Genomic DNA, 17,727 nt, shown 5'->3' with positions numbered 1-17,727 from the left:
TAGCCGACTTTTATCTAATGAGCGCCGTCCCAAACGGTTGAGGAGGTAAAAAACAGTGGATTTCGGAAGACTGATTACAGCCATGGTCACCCCATTTGACGAGCAGGGAAATATCGACTGGTCGGAAACATCGAATATGATCGAATATTTGATCGAGGAACAAAAAACGGATTCTCTTGTCATTTGCGGGACGACAGGGGAATCGCCCACACTCCGCGAAGAGGAAAAGCTGGAGTTGTTTGCGTTTGCGGTGAAACAGGCGAGAGGCCGCGCCAAAATTATTGCCGGAACCGGCAGCAACAGTACGGAACATTCCATTCATCTGACGCAGGAGGCCGAAAAGCTGGGTGTCGATGGGGCTTTGCTGGTTGTGCCTTATTATAATAAGCCCAGCCAGGAAGGCATGTATCGGCATTTTGAAGCTATTGCCCGCAGCACAAGCCTGCCCATTATGCTTTATAATGTTCCGAGCCGCACGGTCGCCAGCATCAGCGCGCAAACGACGATCCGTCTCGCCGCGATTCCGAACATCGTCGCCACTAAGGAATGCGCGTCTTTGGAACAAGTAACGCAAATCGTTTCCGGCGCGCCTGAAGGTTTTCGTGTTTATTCAGGCGATGATTCGGCAACGCTGCCGGCGCTTGCCGTTGGAGCTCACGGGATCGTCAGCGTGGCGAGCCACGTGATCGGAGCTTCGATGAAGGATATGATCGAGTCATATTTGAAAGGGGATGTAGTCAAGGCGGCGAAGCTGCATCAGAAGCTGTTCCCGGTGTTCAAAGGATTGTTTGAATGCCCGACGCCTGTACCTAATCCTTCCGCCCTGAAATATGCGCTGAATCTGCTGGGACATCCGGTAGGCGGAGTCCGGCTGCCGCTTGCGGATCCGGATGAAGCGGAAGCGGCATTTATTCGTGAGCTGGTAGCCACAATATAATAAATTTTTAACTTGAAAAATTACCAAGCAGCGTCCAATCCGGACGCTGTTTTTATGCCAATAGAAATTTAAAAAAAAGTTCCGGGGTCCCCGCAAAGCAATCGGATTAAGCTTCGAAGGCCAGACGCCGCTCCGTACTTTTGCTTCGCAAAAGCGCACCTCCGTAAGAGGCGTCGGACTTCTTTCCGATACACTTTGCGGGGTTATTTTAATGCAAAATAACGCCTTCATTTTCGGGGCAGGTTAACACTTAACTGATGGGTGACTTGTGTTTTTCGTTTTTTATCATGTATAATGATGTCAAGTGACTGGGTGCGGTATATTTTTGAAATTTAAATACTATAAAATGGTACGACGTCCAACACCATAGGAGGTTTAGATACATTTGTCTAAAAAAATGAATAACGATAAATTGACGATATTTGCATTGGGCGGCGTCGGTGAAATCGGGAAAAATATGTATGTCATTCAATATGCGAATGATATTGTTGTTGTAGACGCGGGCTTGAAATTTCCAGAAGAGGACATGCTCGGCATCGATATTGTCATTCCTGATATCAGCTATTTGACGGAGAACCGCGACAAAGTGAGAGGCATTTTGCTGACACATGGCCACGAGGATCATATCGGCGGATTGCCTTACGTTCTGAAGCATTTGAATGTTCCTGTCTATGGAACGAAGCTTACGCTCGGACTTGTTGAGAACAAGCTCAAGGAAGCTAACCTGCTTGGCGAAACCAAGCGTATTTTGATCAACGAGGATTCCGAAGTTCAACTGGGGGGCACGCTGAAGGCGACATTCTTCAGAACTAACCACAGTATCCCTGATTCGGTCGGCATTTGCATTGCGACACCGGAAGGCAATGTTGTTCATACGGGAGACTTCAAATTCGATCATACCCCGGTAAATGGACAATATGCCAATTTGCAGCGGATGGCCGCCATCGGCGAAGAAGGGGTTTTGGCGCTTCTCTCGGATAGCACCAATGCCGAGAAACCTGGTTTTACGCCATCGGAAAAAAATGTGGGGATCGTCCTTGAGGATATTTTCCGGAAAGCATCCCAACGCGTGGTCATCGCGACATTTGCTTCCAACGTGCACCGGATTCAGCAGGTGGTTAACGCAGCCGAATCGACGGGACGCAAAATTACAGTTATTGGCCGCAGCATGGTCAATGTAGTAACCATTGCAGCCGAACTTGGATACTTGCACGTTCCGGACGGCATGCTGATTGAGCCAGAAGAAGTGAATAAAATGGCTGCCGACCGCGTTGTTGTATTATGCACGGGCAGTCAGGGCGAACCGATGTCTGCATTAACGCGCATGGCTCGTTCTACTCACCGCAAAGTTGATATTTTGCCGGGTGACACCGTTATCATCGCGGCTACTCCGGTACCGGGCAACGAGAAATATGTAGGACGGACCATTGATGAATTGTTCCGTTTGGGTGCAGAGGTCATCTATAGCGGTTCGAATTCGGGCGTTCACGTATCCGGGCACGGTAGCCAGGAAGAGCTCAAGCTAATGCTTAATCTGATGAAGCCTAAATTCTTCCTTCCGATTCACGGTGAATACCGTATGCAGCGCAAACACGCGCTGCTTGGCGAAGCGGTAGGAATCGATCCTGATGACATCTTCATCGTGGATATCGGCGAAGTGGTTGAAATCCAAAACGGAGCAGCGCGCAAGGCCGGAAAAGTCACTGCCGGCAACGTGCTTATCGATGGTTTGGGCGTTGGCGACGTCGGCAATATTGTATTGCGCGACCGCAAACTCCTTTCGCAGGACGGTATTCTGGTCGTTGTTGTGACGCTTAGCAAGCAGGACGGTACAATCATGTCCGGTCCGGATATTATTTCAAGAGGCTTTGTATACGTGCGGGAATCCGAAGGTTTGCTGGATGAAGCGAACCGGATCGTTTCAAGCACATTGCAGAAACTGATGAGTGAAAACGTCAATGAATGGGCTTCCCTGAAGACGGGAGTCAAGGACGCGCTGGGACGGTTCCTGTATGAACAAACCCGCCGCAGACCAATGATTTTACCAATCATTATGGAAGTGTAAACCAAAATAACCAAATGAAGTGGCAAATGATTTATATACCAGCACTTTCTTTTGCCGCGTTCGTCACTTGACAAAATTTGACCACGTTCACTCATCTGTTTTCCTTCAATGCAAGTCAAGGTTATGGACGAGACTTTCTTGCATGTCAGGCAAAACATGAGATATAAATTCAATCGGTTTTGTATGCTGCACAAAACACTCTGTTCGAAATGCCCTATGGGGTTCTTCAAGAGCTGATTTATCCAGCATGCCAAAGCGTAAACTATAACTCTGTACCAAAGAAGCGGTGCTTTCGTGAATTCGAAAGTGCCGTTTTTTTGACATATCAGACAGTATAAAAAACTTCCGGGGGTCCCCGCAAAGTATTCGGAATAAGGTTCAAAGGCTACACGTCACTCCGTACTTTTGCTTCGCAAAAGCGCCCCTCTGCGAGAGGCGCCCTTACTTCTTTCCGATACTCTTTGTGGGGTTATTATGTTGCATATCATGTTCGGCTGACGCCGGTTCACCTTTGGTATAACCCGGAAACCACCCGGGAACAATACGGGGGATTAATCCTATGAGGAGGCTGGAAACATGACGATTGTTCGCGATGTGATGACAAAGGATGTAAAGATATGCGCACCCCATGATTCGGTAACTGCGGCTGCCAAGATCATGCGTGATATCAACTGCGGATCGGTTCCGATCTGTGAAGGCAAAAAAGTTGTAGGTATGATCACGGATCGTGACATTGTGCTTGATTGCGTTGCGGCTGGGAAAAATCCGGGCGAGGTTCATTGCCATGACTGCATGACCACGAATGTCATCACTTGCTCTTCCGACACAGATGCGCATGAATGCGCCAAAATGATGGCTGATCACCAAATCCGCCGCATTCCGGTTGTCGATTCGGGAGAATTGGTTGGCATGTGTGCGATTGGCGATCTTGCTACGATCAACATCCATGTGAATGAAGCCGGGGAAGCCTTAAGCCGCATCTCTGAACAACAGCTTCATTAATTCACCCAAGCCTATTCTGCGCATTTTATGAGAATGTGAAAAAGCACCCCTTCCGGGTGCTTTTTTACCGATTATAGAAGCTCATGCGCAATTAAAAATTCCATACCGAATAATACCACTCTGCGAACCGCCATACTAAAGGGAATGAAAACATTCTTGCTAAAAAGGAAAGGAAGGATTACCGCATGACGCATGAACGGGAACAATTCCGCATGGAAGAACAGACGCCGGAACAGCAGCCGGAACAGCAGCCGGAAAATCAAACCAAAGCCGCAATCGAAGCGATTCAGCAGTTTGGGCAAATGAACGTTCCGGCAGCGAATGAATCCAACATTTTCTGCTTAACGATCGTCGGCCAAATCGAAGGACATATGGTGCTCCCGCCGCAAAATAAAACGACAAAATACGAACATATCATTCCGACGCTGGTGGCTGCGGAGCAGAATAAAAATATCGACGGTATCCTGATTATTTTGAACACGGTTGGGGGGGATGTAGAAGCGGGGCTGGCCATCGCAGAAATGATCGCTTCCCTGACCAAACCTACGGTAACGGTGGTGGTCGGTGGCGGGCATAGCATCGGCGTGCCGATCGCCGTATCTTCAACCTACTCGATCATCGCCGAGAGCGCGACGATGACGATTCATCCGATCCGTTTGACGGGGCTGGTTATCGGGGTGCCGCAAACCTTTGAATACATGGAAAAAATGCAGGAGAGGGTCGTTCGTTTCGTCATCTCCCATTCGCGTATTACCGAAGAGCAATTTAAAGAGTTGATGTTCCGTACAGGCGAGCTGAATCGCGATATCGGCACGGCGGTCGGAGGAATTGATGCCGTGAAGTATGGCTTGATGGATGAAGTGGGCGGTATTGGGCAGGCGCTGGGCAAGCTCAACAAACTGATTGACGAACGCAAAGGCATAACTGAGACGGAGGGGATCAAGCAATGACTTTGTATACGGTAATGCCTTTGGAGTTCGTATGGGAGCAGCGGGAGGAAGCAAGCCCTACACAGGAGATGCAGATTCAGGGCGTGCTGATGGAGGTCAAGACGCTGGAGAATAACCGGGTAGAAATTGTCCGTTTGCTAAACGGGCCGCTCGATTGCTATTTGAATCCGGCCTTTGCCCCGGGCCAGATTATTCGTTTCGTTCCGGTGATGTAAAAAACAGAAAATAGAAAAAGAGAACATAGGTACCCCACGGTATTATATGGTATAATGGGGCATGCGGGGGTGACGTTTTTGGCTAAACGCAAAAAAAGGAAAAAGGCTTCGCTGACCAATGTTCTCAAATACGAAATATACGGTATTATTTTGATCACCCTGTCCGTCATTGCTTTATCCGGTGAAGCGGCGGTAGGATGGTCTTTATCCAAAATGTCCGGGCTTTTGCTCGGACGATTTTACTTCGTCATTCCATTGATCGGCATTTATCTGGGACTCAGCGTCATGATTCAGCGGAAATGGCCTAGCCGCTGGAACGCGCGCAAAAGCGGGATCGTGCTGCTGGTACTGGCTCTGACCTTGATGAGCAGCGTCTCGTCATTGGAGAAAAAATTGGCTCATGTGCCTGGTGCAAGCGCCGGACACATCGTTACGCAGGTACATAACGACTTGGAGGGATCGCTCCTTTCATCCGAGGGTTCCAAAGATCGTTCTATGCTGAATAAGGATATCAGCGGAGGTTATATCGGGGCGCTGCAATATGCGGTTTTATTTTGGTTGTTCGGAAACCTTGGAACGAAGCTGCTTATGATCGTGATGTTCATTATCAGCTTTATGCTGATTACCAATCTTTCTTATGTGGATTTGATGCGGATCGTGCGCAAGCGGATGGTTCAGGCGGGAAGCCAAGTACAAAAAAGAATGGCGGGCCCGAAGCAGCAGCCTGCATCCGCATCCAAAGCGGCCGGACGCAGACGCCAGCGCACGATGCTGCCGGATGAAGATGAAGAGGACGATCTTGAAGATTTTGCACCGCCCAAAGCGAAACGTTCTGCACCGGTTTTCTTTCAGCTGTTCGGCAGCAAATTCGCCAAACCGGCACATGATCCGGCATACGCCGGGGATGAGCCTGATGGAAGCGATATCTTGGAGCCGACGGACAGGCACTCCGGAAATGAAGCTCTTCAGACGGTTTATAGGCATGATGATGAGCATGAAGAGCTTCAATTGGAGGCAGAGCAACGGGAGCACAGCGGGTCTGATGCGCCATCGCCGATTATCCGCGATTTCTTCGAGCAGGTAAAGTCTGAAGAAAGAAGCGATGAAGAGGAATGGGATGAGCATGAAACCGCAGCGGATTCGCTTCCCGGCATGTCCGCGGATGAGGTTCGGAGCAGCATCGGTGCTCACAGCGATGGTATAACGCATGACGGAGCGGCAGACGAGACAACTTCAAACGGAGGAGTGGTCGATACGGCGCAACAGGCCCCGCCTGCTCCGCCGCCCAAACCTTATAAGCTGCCGCCATTCAAACTGCTGTCTAAACCGCAAAACGGCGGAAAAGCCGGAGATCAAAATGATTATATGCAGACGGCCCGCAAACTTGAGGCGACGCTCGAAAGTTTCGGCGTCCGGGCAAAGGTGTTGGAGGTTGTCCGGGGGCCAGCGGTTACGCGGTATGAAATCCAGCCGGATATCGGCGTGAAGGTCAGCCGGATTGTCAGCTTGACCGATGATATTGCTTTGGCGCTTGCGGCCAAAGATATTCGCATGGAAGCGCCGATTCCGGGGAAATCCGCAATCGGGATCGAGGTTCCTAATAATGAAGTATCGCTCGTAACGATGCGGGAAGTTATGGAGACTCCGATATTTCAGGATGCAAAGTCCAAATTGTCGATCGCGTTCGGCAGGGATATTTCCGGGCAGACCATCGTCGGCAATCTGGCCAAAATGCCCCATTTGCTTGTTGCGGGGGCGACTGGCTCGGGTAAGTCGGTATGCATTAACGGGATTATTACGAGCATCTTGTATAAAGCCAAGCCGGATGAGGTTAAATTCCTGATGGTCGATCCGAAGATGGTCGAACTGAATGTCTACAATGGTATACCGCATCTGATGGCTCCGGTAGTGACCGACCCGAAACGGGCATCGCTCGCCCTCAAAAAAATCGTCGTTGAAATGGAAAAAAGATATGAGCTGTTTTCCAAATCAGGCACGAGAAATATTGAAGGCTACAACAATTTGATGAAGGACAACCCTGCAGCCGTACTGCCGTATGTTGTCGTCATCGTGGACGAGTTGGCTGATTTGATGATGGTTGCGGCCCATGACGTGGAAGAAGCAATCACAAGGCTTGCGCAGATGGCGCGTGCCGCGGGCATCCACTTGATTATCGCGACTCAGCGGCCTTCGGTTGACGTCATTACCGGGGTCATCAAGGCCAATATTCCTTCGCGTATTGCCTTCGGCGTATCGTCCCAGGTGGACTCCAGAACCATTTTGGATATGGCCGGGGCGGAGAAGCTGCTTGGACGCGGCGATATGCTGTTTATGCCAATGGGTTCATCCAAGCCGATTCGCGTGCAAGGCGCTTTTATGACCGATCAAGAAGTAGAAACGATCGTCAATTATGTGCGCGATCAGGGCGAGGCCAAATATGATGAAACACTTGTGCCTGAAGTTGACGAAAGCCAGACGGGCGGCGATGAGGAGCTTGACGAATTGTATGATCAGGCGGTTCAGATTGTACTGGAAGGCAAGCAGGCCTCGGTGTCACTGCTGCAGCGCAGGATGAGGGTCGGATATACGCGTGCGGCGCGTCTGATTGATTCCATGGAGGCCAGAGGTATTATCGGTCCCTATGAAGGCAGCAAGCCGCGTGAGGTTTTGGTTTCGCTTGAGCAGTATCAGCAGAACCGAATCAGTTCTTGAAATGCAACGGAGGAACATAAAAAACGGGCAGCGAGGGATTGGTTAAATCCCAAGCTGCCCGTTTTCTCTTAAGATATAAGACTTCCATGCCGCTTCGCGGCACCACTGATGGATGAAAATTTTGTCCATACTGCTACTATGGCTGGCGAAGGTAGGTCGTACTTTCTTGGTGTCTCGAACCCGTATATAAGACGGACCACAACGACCCGGTGCATCGCAGATTGTTGCTCCTTCGGGAAGCACGCAGGGCAGAATAACCCTTTTTGGTAGTTGCACCAGCCTTAAAATCACCCAGTCGTAAGGAGAAGTACGTATGGAAGTGTTAATCGAACGTTGCTGCGGTCTGGATGTTCACAAGAAGAGCATCACCGCCTGCATTATCACCCCTCAAGGAAAGGAGATTCGAACATTTGCTACAATGACCCGAAACCTGATTGAATTGGTAGACTGGGTCAAACAACACCGTTGCACCCATGTCGCGATGGAAAGCACCGGAGACTACTGGAAACCGATATATAACCTGTTGGAATTGGAAGAACTCAAGCCCATGGTCGTGAATGCGCAACATATTAAATCTGTCCCTGGACGTAAAACGGATGTCAAGGATGCTGAATGGATTGCCAAGCTGCTGCGGCATGGTTTGGTGCAAGGAAGCTATATTCCGGACCGAGATCAAAGGGAACTGCGAGAGGTGATTCGTTACCGGCGAAGCATTATTGAAGAACGAACGCGTGAAGCGAATCGGCTTCAAAAGGTGCTCGAAGGCGGCAACATCAAGCTATCCTCAGTCGCTTCCAACGTACTCGGGGTTTCCGGACGAAACATGTTGGGAGCCATAATTAACGGTGAAACCGATGTTTCTGTCTTGGCCGATTTCGCCCAAAAGAAACTAAAGCTGAAGAAAGAACAGTTGAAACTGGCGCTGGAAGGGCGACTTGGCCCTCATCAACTGCTCATGATCGAGAAGCAGCTCGCCCATATCGATTATCTGAACGAATTGATCACCGAATTGGATACAGAGATCGATAAACGTATGGCCCCTTTTGCTGAGGACCTGAAGTTATTGGATTCGATCCCCGGTGTCGGTAAACGAACTGCCGAACAAATCTTGGCAGAGATCGGTACGGACATGTCGCGGTTTCCAACCCCTGGCCATTTATGTTCCTGGGCAGGGATGACTCCAGGTCACGATGAAAGCGCGGGGAAGAAAAGGTCAGCCAAAACACGAAAAGGAAACAAAAAACTGCGAAGTGCCCTAACTGAGGCGGCGCGGGCGGTGACACGTAAAAAAAATTCGTACCTGGCAGCCCAGTATCATCGTATTGCTGCACGACGCGGAAAAAATAGAGCCGCAGTCGCCGTAGGACATACCATTCTAACGATCGTACATATCTTGTTAACGCGAAAACAAGAATATGTGGAGCTTGGCTTTGATTACTTTGATAAGCGAAAGCGTGACATCTTGATTAACAACTCGATTAAGAGACTAGAGTCCCTTGGACTTACAGTCAGCATTCAAGAACAAACGGCTTAAGCGGTTCAAACCCATTTTTTAAAAAAGCAAGTTACTGGGGTTAGTTTCGTATTGCCAAAAACGGCTTTTCTAACGATACTACGAGCTGATAATTTTCAGGGCAGAAAGTATAAACTTCGGAGATCTCGCATCCTTATATCGCAAGAAAAATTACCGCTAAATGCGGTCTGTCTTCTATGAGAGTACGTCGATAGACGTTTTTCTTAAGATATAAGAAAGTATAAACTTCGGAGATCTCGCATCCTTATATCGCAAGAAAAATTACCGCTAAACGCGGTCTGTCTTCTATGAGAGTACGTCGATAGACGTTTTTCTTAAGATATAAGAAAGTATAAACTTCGGAGATCTCGCATCCTTATATCGCAAGAAAAATTACCGCTAAACGCGGTCTGTCTTCTATGAGAGTACGTCGATAGACGTTTTTCTTATCATGCAGTTCTTCCGCATCGTGATTAGCAGGAATGCTTCAAGCTGATTTCTACTCCGTTAGCAAGCCTGGTTGCGTTTTGCAGATGCAATGTCATGAACTTTTTCTCCCTGAGTTGGCATCTTGTTATTTTGTTCCGGTGAGATGGATTCTTTTCTCTGCAATAACTGGCTCCGGACTGTAAGCAAGGCAGCGGCTGTGACCATGACGGCCCCGACCCATCCGGTATGAACAAGGCCTATTGTCTCCGTAACGACTCCGCCCAAATAAGCACCCAGCGCAATGCCGGCATTAAAAGCAGCGATATTGACGGCTGAAGCGACATCTACGGCTTTGGGAACAAAGCGTTCCGCAAGGACGAGGACATAAGCCTGCAGCCCGGGCACATTCATAAAAGCGAGCAGTCCCATCAGAAAAACGGTTATCAGTGCTGCCGTCTTATAGGGAGCCGTAAAGGTCAGCAGCAGCAGTACGACGGCTTGCAGCGAAAACATCACGAGCAGTGCCGACAAAGGATTTCGATTGGCTGTTTTTCCGCCAATAATATTGCCGATTGCGATGGCGATGCCATAAAGAAGCAATATGAACGCGGCGGTTGATTCCTTGAAACCTGTAACATGATATAGGAGCGGGGATAAATAAGTAAAGACGACGAAAGTTCCCCCGTACCCCAGTGCTGTCATGAGGAAGGCAAGCAGCAGCCGCCCATTGGTGACAAGTTTGATTTGTTCCCGTACCGGCGTCTTCTTTCCCTTTCTTAGATGGGAAGGAATCAATATCATGTTGGCGATGAATGCAATTACGCCGATCAATGCGATCGATAAAAATGCGGTACGCCAGCTCAATTGCTGACCAATAAAAGTGCCTAGAGGCACGCCGGTCACGGTAGCTATGGTCAAACCTGAGAACAAAATGGCGATCGCGCTTGCCCGCCGGTTCTCTGGAACGATGTCGGCGGCAATCGTGGTGCCGATGGACATAAACACGCCGTGCGCAAACGCCGATATAACCCGTCCCGCCAGCAGCATGGCGATTCCTCCTGCCAGAGCGGCTGTGCTGTTGCCTGCAATAAATACAAGCATGATTCCGAGCAGCAGTTTTTTGCGGGACATATTTATTGTAAGCGAGGTCAAGACGGGAGCGCCGATCGTGACCCCGAGGGCATACAAAGTAACTGTCAAACCCGTAAGCGTAACAGATATATGCAAATCCCTTGCGATGAGCGGTAACAATCCTACACTGATAAATTCGGTCGTTCCGATTGCAAATGCACTGATGGCTAAAGCCAGAAGCGCAAATATGCTTTTTCTGTTATTTTGCGGCATTTTTTCACCTCTGTTCTAGTCATCCCGGCCGGTAAATGCTATTATGAAGGCGGAACGACAAAATGAACAGTACGTACTTTAAAGTACTATTGGCACTAAAAAGTACCTATAGAACATTTGGGAGGCAAATTGGATGAAGAAATACAATATTTCCGTAGAAGCAACGCTTGAAGTCATCGGTGGAAAGTGGAAATGCGTCATCCTATGCCATTTGACACACGGCAAAAAGCGGACAAGCGATTTGCGCAGACTGATGCCGGCCATCACCCAGAAAATGCTCACGCAGCAGTTGAGAGAACTCGAGGAAGATGGAATAGTCAACCGCATTGTTTATAACCAAGTCCCGCCTAAGGTTGAATATGAGCTTACCGAATACGGTTGGAGTTTGCAGACGATCTTGGATTCTCTGTGTTCTTGGGGGGAGCAGCATATCATCCGGGAGTATGGGGACAAATATTTGGTCCTTGAGGATAACATTCTGAATAGACCCGAGGAACCGGTTGCATCAACGCGAGCATATGATGAATAGAATTGAATATAAGCCAGCTTAAAAAGATGAAGAAGCCGGCCTCACGTACACCATCCTTTGTACTGGGGCCGGTTTTTTGACATATCAAGAATAAACTTCCGGGGTCCCCGCAAGGTAATGCATCACTTTGTGGGGGTATTAAAAACTTCCGGGGTCCCCGCAAAGTAATCGGAATAAGCTTCAAAGGATACACGTCACTTTGTGGGGTTATTTTGCATGCTTAGAGACCCGTTTCGGCCGAAAAAGGACTTCTCTGCGGCTTTGCCTGCAGTCTCAAGCCTTTCTTTTGAAATGTGCATAGTTATTGGTGGCTCTAGTCATAATAACCGTAGCCATCCTAGTCAAACTCACAAGAGAAAGGTAGAGCTGCCATATGAAAAAAGCAAAACTGTGGATTATGTTAGGACTTCCGGTCCTTTTGTTAGCTGCATTATTTGCCGGGCTTCAGTCCCGAACCGAGGAAAAGGCATCCGAAAAGCCGGCAAAAACTGCCGAAGAGATTGTTCCGACATTTGGAACAAGCATTCTGAAATACGGTTCCTCGGGTCAGGATGTGTACGAGCTGCAGGGACGCTTGAAATTTCTCGGCTTTTATGGCGGCAAAATCGACGGCCAATATGGCTGGGGCACATTAAAGTCCGTGAAAGGGTTTCAAAAGGAATTTGGCATGGAAGCCGACGGTACGGTTGGCGCTAAAACCAAACTCAAATTGTATAATGCCACGAAGAACTGGCAGCCGTCAGAAACAGCCGGACAGGCGGCTGCCGGCGGCGCTGCAGCGAACAAAAGCGAGCCTATGGCATCGGCCAACACGATGGGATTGTCGGAGAACGACTTGAAAATTATGGCTAATGCGGTGTATGGGGAATCGCGCGGCGAACCTTTTGAGGGTCAGGTGGCGGTGGCTGCCGTTATCCTGAACAGGGTTAAATCGCCAAGTTTTCCGAACACGGTGCACGGCGTTATTTTCCAGCCGGGCGCTTTCACGGCGGTTGCCGACGGACAAATCTGGCTCACTCCGAACGAACAATCCCGGAAAGCGGTTCAGCAGGCTTTAAACGGCTGGGATCCGTCGGGTGGCTGCCTGTATTATTTCAACCCGAAAACGGCCACCTCGAAATGGATTTGGTCGCGCCCGCAAGTAAAAACCATCGGACAGCACATCTTCTGTATGTAGGCTTTTTCCTGGTCCGCCAAACAGCAACCGGAGGGTTTGTCTTCGGTTGCTTCTTCACTTTGTAATGGTATAGAATGGAACATATTCACGTTGCATCGTTATATAAATTCATGGCTAAAGGAGTTTTGGACCTTGAATAAAACAGCATTCCAACATGGTAAAGCCGGGCGTATGCGGATTCACGTATTGCCTTCGAGACGCTTTAAGACGTTTGCCGTAGCGCTTTATGCGGGGATTCCGCTTGCGGAGGAAACCGTAACGGCAACAGCTTTAACTCCGTTCGTTCTGAGACGCGGAACCGCATCTCATCCCGAAACAAGGCAATTCCGGGAACGGTTGGAGCAAATGTACGGAGCCGGTTTTGGTTTTGACGTATATAAAAGAGGCAACTATCAGATCGTTCAATTCCGCATGGACACGATCAATGATTCTTTTGTGAAAAGCCAGGAAAGCCTGCTGGAGTCTTCCTTTGCTTTCCTAGGCGAAGTCGTGACGCGCCCTGCACTTCAAGGCGGGCAATTTCGGAGCAGCTACGTTCAGGCTGAGAAAGAAAATGTGCGTAAAAAGATGGATGCCATCGTAAACGATAAAATCAGATATGCTTCAGAGCGATGCATTGAGGAAATGTGCCGCAATGAACCGTACCGTTTGCATCCGCTTGGACAACGCGGCGATTTGGACGGCATTACGCCGGAAAGTCTGTACAGCTCGTATCGGGATTGGCTGAGCCAGGCCGGCATGGATCTTTATGTTGTAGGGGACACGAGTCTTGCAGAAGTGGAAGAACTTGTTAATAAGTATTTTGATCTGAATCCTGATGCTGCCGAGGTTATGTATGTGCAGGAAAAATCAACACGCACTGTGGATGAGGTCCGCACGGTAGTCGAAAAAATGGAGGTTAGCCAAGGCAAGCTTAACATGGGGCTCCGCACTTCCATTCGATATGCAGATGAGCAATATGCGGCTGCGCTTGTTTACAATGGAATTTTGGGCGGTTATCCGCATTCCAAGCTGTTCATGAACGTTCGCGAAAAAGAAAGCCTGGCGTATTATGCTTCTTCCCGTTATGACGGCCATAAAGGTATCGGCACGATCCAATCCGGCATCGAGATCCAAAATTATGAAAAAGCGCTGGAGATCATCAAAAAGCAGCTTGAAGAAATGCGTGCGGGCAATATTACCGATCTCGAAATGTCGCAGACCAAGGCGATGATCCGCAATCTGCTGCTTGAAATCGATGATTCCGCATTTGAAATGATCGCATATGATTTTAACCGCCAATTTTCCGGCAAGGACCGTTCGCGCGCGGAGCTGCTTAAGCAGGTGGAGACGATCCGGATCGAGGATGTTCAAGCGGCTGCAGAAACATTTGAGCTGGACACGATCTATTTCCTGAAGGGCCAGAAGGAGGAATAACCGGTGGAAAAACTTCAGTTCGACAACTTGCAGGAGACCCTTTACAAGGAAGTCATGGACAACGGACTTCATGTGTATGTGCTGCCTAAACCGGGGTTTCAGAAGACGTATGCCACATTTGCAACGAAATACGGATCGGTGGATAATCATTTTCGCGTCGAAGGGCAGGAAGAGATTACCGTACCTGACGGAATCGCCCATTTTCTTGAGCACAAAATGTTCGAAGAACCGGAGGGCGATATTTTCGCGACTTTTGCCTCGAACGGAGCGTCCGCCAATGCGTTTACCAGCTTTGAGCAGACGGTTTATCTGTTTTCGGCTACGGAACATGTAAAAAAGAATTTGGAAACATTGATCAATTTCGTGCAAAATCCTTATTTTACGGATCAGAATGTAGAAAAAGAAAAGGGCATCATCGGCCAAGAGATCAATATGTATCTCGATAATGCGGATTGGCGGGTTTATTTCGGCTTGATTGAAGCGATGTACAAAATTCATCCGGTTCATATCGATATCGCTGGCACCGTGGAGTCGATCGGCACGATTACCAAGGAAACGCTTTATACCTGCTATAACGCATTTTACCATCCGAGCAACATGCTCTTGTTTGTGGTGGGTGGCGTTGATCCGCAAGAAGTATTTGATTTGGTCCGCGCTAACCAGGCAGCCAAAAACTATAAGCCACAGGGGAATATCGAGCGTATTTTCGCTCCCGAGCCGGTGGAGGTTGCCGAGAAGCGCCGCATTGCCAAGCTGGCCGTTTCCATGCCAAAATGCCTGTTCGGCTTTAAGGAAAAGCAGGTTGGAGCCGCCGGTTGCGATTTGCTGCGCCGCGATCTGACCACTAAATTGATGTTGGACCTGCTTTTTGGTTCCAGTACGGAGCTTTATCAGAAGCTGTATGACGAGGATCTGATTTCTGACAGCTTCTCCCATGAATACAACAGCTCGGGTCAGTATGCATTTTCGGCCGCAGGCGGCGATACGCCGGATCCCGATAAGCTGCTGGCCAGAGTGCGGGAGGAAGTCGACCGGATCTTGCAAACCGGATTTAATGAAAATGACTTTGAACGTGCGCGTAAAAAGAAAATCGGCGGTTATCTTCGTCTGCTGAATTCGCCGGAAAATATCGCTCATGAGTTTACCCGTTACCAATTCCGCGGCTGCGATTTCTTCTCCGTGGTTCAGGTATACGAAGCCATTACGCTGCAGGAGGTCAATGACCGCCTTAAGGAACATGTGGATTGGAATCAACTGGCAGTATCGATTGTGGTGAATCCTTAATGACCATAACGGGAGAGGAACGTTTCGAAAAAGCTTTAAGCGACACAACGGTTTTGGTTACAGGCGCCAGCAGGGGGATCGGTGCGGCGATTGCCGAGCGTTTTGCATTGGCCGGGATGAATGTCATTATCCATTACGGCTTCTCGCATGAGGCTGCCAATGACGTGGCCCGCCGCTGCATGCAGCATGGCGCCAAAGTGCTGACGGTTGCGGCGGATCTCAAAGACAAACAGCAGATTATCCGTATGTATGAAAAACTGGAAAGCCATGGGTTGATGCCTGACATCCTGATCAATAACGCCGGCATATCCCATTACGGAATGCTCGCGGATGTGTCGGAGGAGCAGTGGGATGAAGTGATGGCCGTTAATCTCAAAGGTGCGTTTCTTTGCACCCAGGTGTTTATGCCGCACATGATTTCCCAGCGGTACGGCCGCATTATCAATATTTCCTCCGTATGGGGAATATCCGGCGCTTCATGTGAAGTGTTGTATTCCACGACCAAAGGAGGCATCAACGCATTTACCAAAGCATTGGCCAAGGAATTGGCCCGGTCGGGCGTTACGGTTAACGCGGTTGCGCCGGGCGCGGTGGACACGCAAATGCTTGAGCATCTCGACGCGGAGGAGAAGCGGATGCTTGAAGATGAAATCCCTGCCGGAAGGCTTGCGACCCCGGATGAGATATCCTCCCTGGTCTATTTCCTGGCACTGCCTGAATCCGGATATATCAACGGTCAGGTGATCAGCCCTAACGGCGGTTGGATTACCTGAAGGCTAAAGCTGGAGGAATCCGCCTTGTATAGGCTTAGGCACCTGAGGTTATATTACAGATGTTGATCATTAATCTCATGCGCCATAGCCAAGGGAGGATTCATCAATGACCGTAATCAAAAATTTCGATACCTGGAAAAAGTTTCTTGGGGAACGCGTTGTACAGGCTGAAAAGATGGGGATGAGCGAAGAGACGATCACGAACCTCGCTTATGAGATCGGTGATTTCCTTGAGGCCAAGGTCGATCCGCAAAACTCGTCAAATCGCGCTCTTAAAGAGTTATGGGACGTCGGGAACAAGGAAGAGCGGCGCACCATTGCCCGCCTGATGATAAAACTGGCCAAGAAAAACGTATAGCCGGTTCAATTTCCCGAAGAACGAACCATTCGCAAGAAGTCTGAATGATTCAGGAAAAAGCCCCCAATCGGGGGCTTTTCTCCAATGGTTACAGTATTGAACTTGTTTTTCACCGACATTTTATATATCATTAACGTGACCCAACATTACGGCAGTTTTCAATTCAAGCCTCTCCCGAAAGGGCAGCAGGTTTATTTTGTCGAAATGCAGGGGAAAAGCTCAGATGGGGTGTCAAGGTGGAAGCAAATCAGAAGAAGCAAACGAAACAGTGGTATATGGAGTACCGGATACATAAAAATCGTCCGGGGCTGCTCGGGGATATTGCCTCCCTGCTTGGTATGCTGGAGGTTAACATATTAACGATTAACGGTGTCGAGGGCAAAACGCGCGGCATGCTGCTGGAAACGGATGACGACGAAAAGATCGCCCTCATGGGCGCCATGCTGAAAAAGGTGGACAACATTACGGTTTGTGCGCTGCGTGAACCTAAACTTGTCGATATTTTGGCCGTTCGCCACGGGCGCTACATCGACAGGGATTCGGATGATCGCAAAACATTCCGCTTTACCAGAGACGAGCTCGGATTGCTTGTCGATTTTTTGGGTGAATTATTTAAGAAGAGCGGTAATCAGGTGATCGGACTTCGCGGAATGCCGCGGGTCGGAAAAACCGAGTCCATTATTGCCGGTAGCGTATGCGCCATGAAACGATGGACTTTCGTCTCTTCGACGCTGCTTCGCCAGACGGTAAGAAGCCAGCTCTCCGAGGATGAAATGAATCCTGGCAACGTGTTTATCATCGACGGCATTGTCAGCACGATCCGCTCCAATGAGCGCCACTATAATTTGCTTCAGGAGATTATGGGAATGCCTTGCACGAAGGTCATCGAACATCCGGACGTATTTGTGCAGGAATCGGAATACACGTACGATGATTTCAACATCATAGTCGAGCTCCGCAATAACCCGAATGAAGAAATCATATATGATAATTTTACCACTTCTTATAATGACGACATATAAT

At 49.1% G+C, this 17,727-nt stretch carries 15 protein-coding genes; 14 read left to right on the top strand and 1 reads right to left on the bottom strand.

Features of this window, described 5'->3' with window-relative positions; all coding sequences use genetic code 11:
• Positions 1–55: 55 nt before the first annotated feature.
• From dapA to L6442_RS21670, 7 genes are all read left to right on the top strand, one after another.
• Positions 56–937: a 4-hydroxy-tetrahydrodipicolinate synthase gene (gene dapA, locus L6442_RS21700; RefSeq protein ID WP_194230460.1), complete on the top strand. Its 882-nt coding sequence runs from the start codon at positions 56–58 to the stop codon at positions 935–937.
• A 385-nt stretch (positions 938–1,322) separates the two neighbouring features.
• The gene (locus tag L6442_RS21695) at positions 1,323–3,002 is read left to right on the top strand and encodes a ribonuclease J (protein WP_194230459.1); all 1,680 of its coding nucleotides are present in this window, start codon (positions 1,323–1,325) and stop codon (positions 3,000–3,002) included.
• A 576-nt stretch (positions 3,003–3,578) separates the two neighbouring features.
• Positions 3,579–4,004, top strand: coding sequence for a CBS domain-containing protein (locus tag L6442_RS21690; RefSeq protein ID WP_212980601.1), 426 nt, complete (start codon positions 3,579–3,581; stop codon positions 4,002–4,004).
• A 212-nt stretch (positions 4,005–4,216) separates the two neighbouring features.
• Complete coding sequence (locus L6442_RS21685) at positions 4,217–4,954, top strand: ClpP family protease (protein ID WP_272880357.1); 738 nt, start codon at positions 4,217–4,219, stop codon at positions 4,952–4,954.
• Positions 4,951–5,169: a YlzJ-like family protein gene (locus tag L6442_RS21680; protein WP_212980603.1), complete on the top strand. Its 219-nt coding sequence runs from the start codon at positions 4,951–4,953 to the stop codon at positions 5,167–5,169. Before L6442_RS21685 ends, L6442_RS21680 begins: the two co-directional genes overlap by 4 nt.
• A gap of 78 nt (positions 5,170–5,247) precedes the next feature.
• Positions 5,248–7,881, top strand: coding sequence for an FtsK/SpoIIIE family DNA translocase (locus L6442_RS21675; RefSeq protein WP_237100036.1), 2,634 nt, complete (start codon positions 5,248–5,250; stop codon positions 7,879–7,881).
• A 313-nt stretch (positions 7,882–8,194) separates the two neighbouring features.
• Positions 8,195–9,415, top strand: coding sequence for an IS110 family RNA-guided transposase (locus tag L6442_RS21670; RefSeq protein WP_237100035.1), 1,221 nt, complete (start codon positions 8,195–8,197; stop codon positions 9,413–9,415).
• 486 nt (positions 9,416–9,901) lie between these two features.
• Here the strand turns inward: L6442_RS21670 and L6442_RS21665 are convergent, their stop codons facing one another.
• A complete protein-coding gene (locus L6442_RS21665) occupies positions 9,902–11,167 on the bottom strand; it encodes an MFS transporter (protein ID WP_212980226.1) in 1,266 nt (421 codons plus the stop codon).
• 133 nt (positions 11,168–11,300) lie between these two features.
• Between L6442_RS21665 and L6442_RS21660 the strand changes: the two genes are divergently transcribed.
• The 7 genes from L6442_RS21660 to L6442_RS21630 all read left to right on the top strand — a co-directional run bounded on the left by L6442_RS21660 (position 11,301) and on the right by L6442_RS21630 (position 17,726).
• Complete coding sequence (locus L6442_RS21660; protein WP_194230453.1) at positions 11,301–11,696, top strand: winged helix-turn-helix transcriptional regulator; 396 nt, start codon at positions 11,301–11,303, stop codon at positions 11,694–11,696.
• Positions 11,697–12,069: 373 nt separating this feature from the next.
• Complete coding sequence (gene sleB / locus L6442_RS21655) at positions 12,070–12,873, top strand: spore cortex-lytic enzyme (RefSeq protein ID WP_212980225.1); 804 nt, start codon at positions 12,070–12,072, stop codon at positions 12,871–12,873.
• A gap of 132 nt (positions 12,874–13,005) precedes the next feature.
• Complete coding sequence (yfmF, locus tag L6442_RS21650) at positions 13,006–14,289, top strand: EF-P 5-aminopentanol modification-associated protein YfmF (RefSeq protein WP_212980224.1); 1,284 nt, start codon at positions 13,006–13,008, stop codon at positions 14,287–14,289.
• A gap of 3 nt (positions 14,290–14,292) precedes the next feature.
• Positions 14,293–15,573: an EF-P 5-aminopentanol modification-associated protein YfmH gene (gene yfmH, locus L6442_RS21645; RefSeq protein ID WP_212980223.1), complete on the top strand. Its 1,281-nt coding sequence runs from the start codon at positions 14,293–14,295 to the stop codon at positions 15,571–15,573.
• Positions 15,573–16,346, top strand: a complete 774-nt coding sequence (ymfI, locus tag L6442_RS21640) for an elongation factor P 5-aminopentanone reductase (protein WP_212980222.1) — start codon at positions 15,573–15,575, stop codon at positions 16,344–16,346. Before yfmH ends, ymfI begins: the two co-directional genes overlap by 1 nt.
• Positions 16,347–16,452: 106 nt before the next feature.
• Positions 16,453–16,704, top strand: coding sequence for a DUF3243 domain-containing protein (locus tag L6442_RS21635; RefSeq protein WP_212980221.1), 252 nt, complete (start codon positions 16,453–16,455; stop codon positions 16,702–16,704).
• Positions 16,705–16,979: 275 nt separating this feature from the next.
• The gene (locus L6442_RS21630) at positions 16,980–17,726 is read left to right on the top strand and encodes a DUF3388 domain-containing protein (RefSeq protein WP_194230548.1); all 747 of its coding nucleotides are present in this window, start codon (positions 16,980–16,982) and stop codon (positions 17,724–17,726) included.
• Position 17,727: the final 1 nt, after the last annotated feature.

Source organism: Paenibacillus azoreducens (assembly GCF_021654775.1).
In the GTDB taxonomy this organism is placed as follows: Bacteria; Bacillota; Bacilli; order Paenibacillales; family Paenibacillaceae; genus Paenibacillus_AQ; species Paenibacillus_AQ azoreducens.
Note: the sequence above shows the minus strand (reverse complement) of the source record. Positions and strands in the feature narration are given on the sequence as shown.

Coding starts and splice junctions, on each gene's coding strand:
- L6442_RS21680 (WP_212980603.1), top strand. CDS start 4,951: ATGACTTTGTATACGGTAATGCCTTTGGAGTTCGTATGGGAGCAGCGG.
- ymfI (WP_212980222.1), top strand. CDS start 15,573: ATGACCATAACGGGAGAGGAACGTTTCGAAAAAGCTTTAAGCGACACA.
- L6442_RS21690 (WP_212980601.1), top strand. CDS start 3,579: ATGACGATTGTTCGCGATGTGATGACAAAGGATGTAAAGATATGCGCA.
- sleB (WP_212980225.1), top strand. CDS start 12,070: ATGAAAAAAGCAAAACTGTGGATTATGTTAGGACTTCCGGTCCTTTTG.
- L6442_RS21660 (WP_194230453.1), top strand. CDS start 11,301: ATGAAGAAATACAATATTTCCGTAGAAGCAACGCTTGAAGTCATCGGT.
- L6442_RS21635 (WP_212980221.1), top strand. CDS start 16,453: ATGACCGTAATCAAAAATTTCGATACCTGGAAAAAGTTTCTTGGGGAA.
- L6442_RS21665 (WP_212980226.1), bottom strand. CDS start 11,167: ATGCCGCAAAATAACAGAAAAAGCATATTTGCGCTTCTGGCTTTAGCC.
- L6442_RS21685 (WP_272880357.1), top strand. CDS start 4,217: ATGGAAGAACAGACGCCGGAACAGCAGCCGGAACAGCAGCCGGAAAAT.
- L6442_RS21630 (WP_194230548.1), top strand. CDS start 16,980: ATGGAGTACCGGATACATAAAAATCGTCCGGGGCTGCTCGGGGATATT.
- L6442_RS21670 (WP_237100035.1), top strand. CDS start 8,195: ATGGAAGTGTTAATCGAACGTTGCTGCGGTCTGGATGTTCACAAGAAG.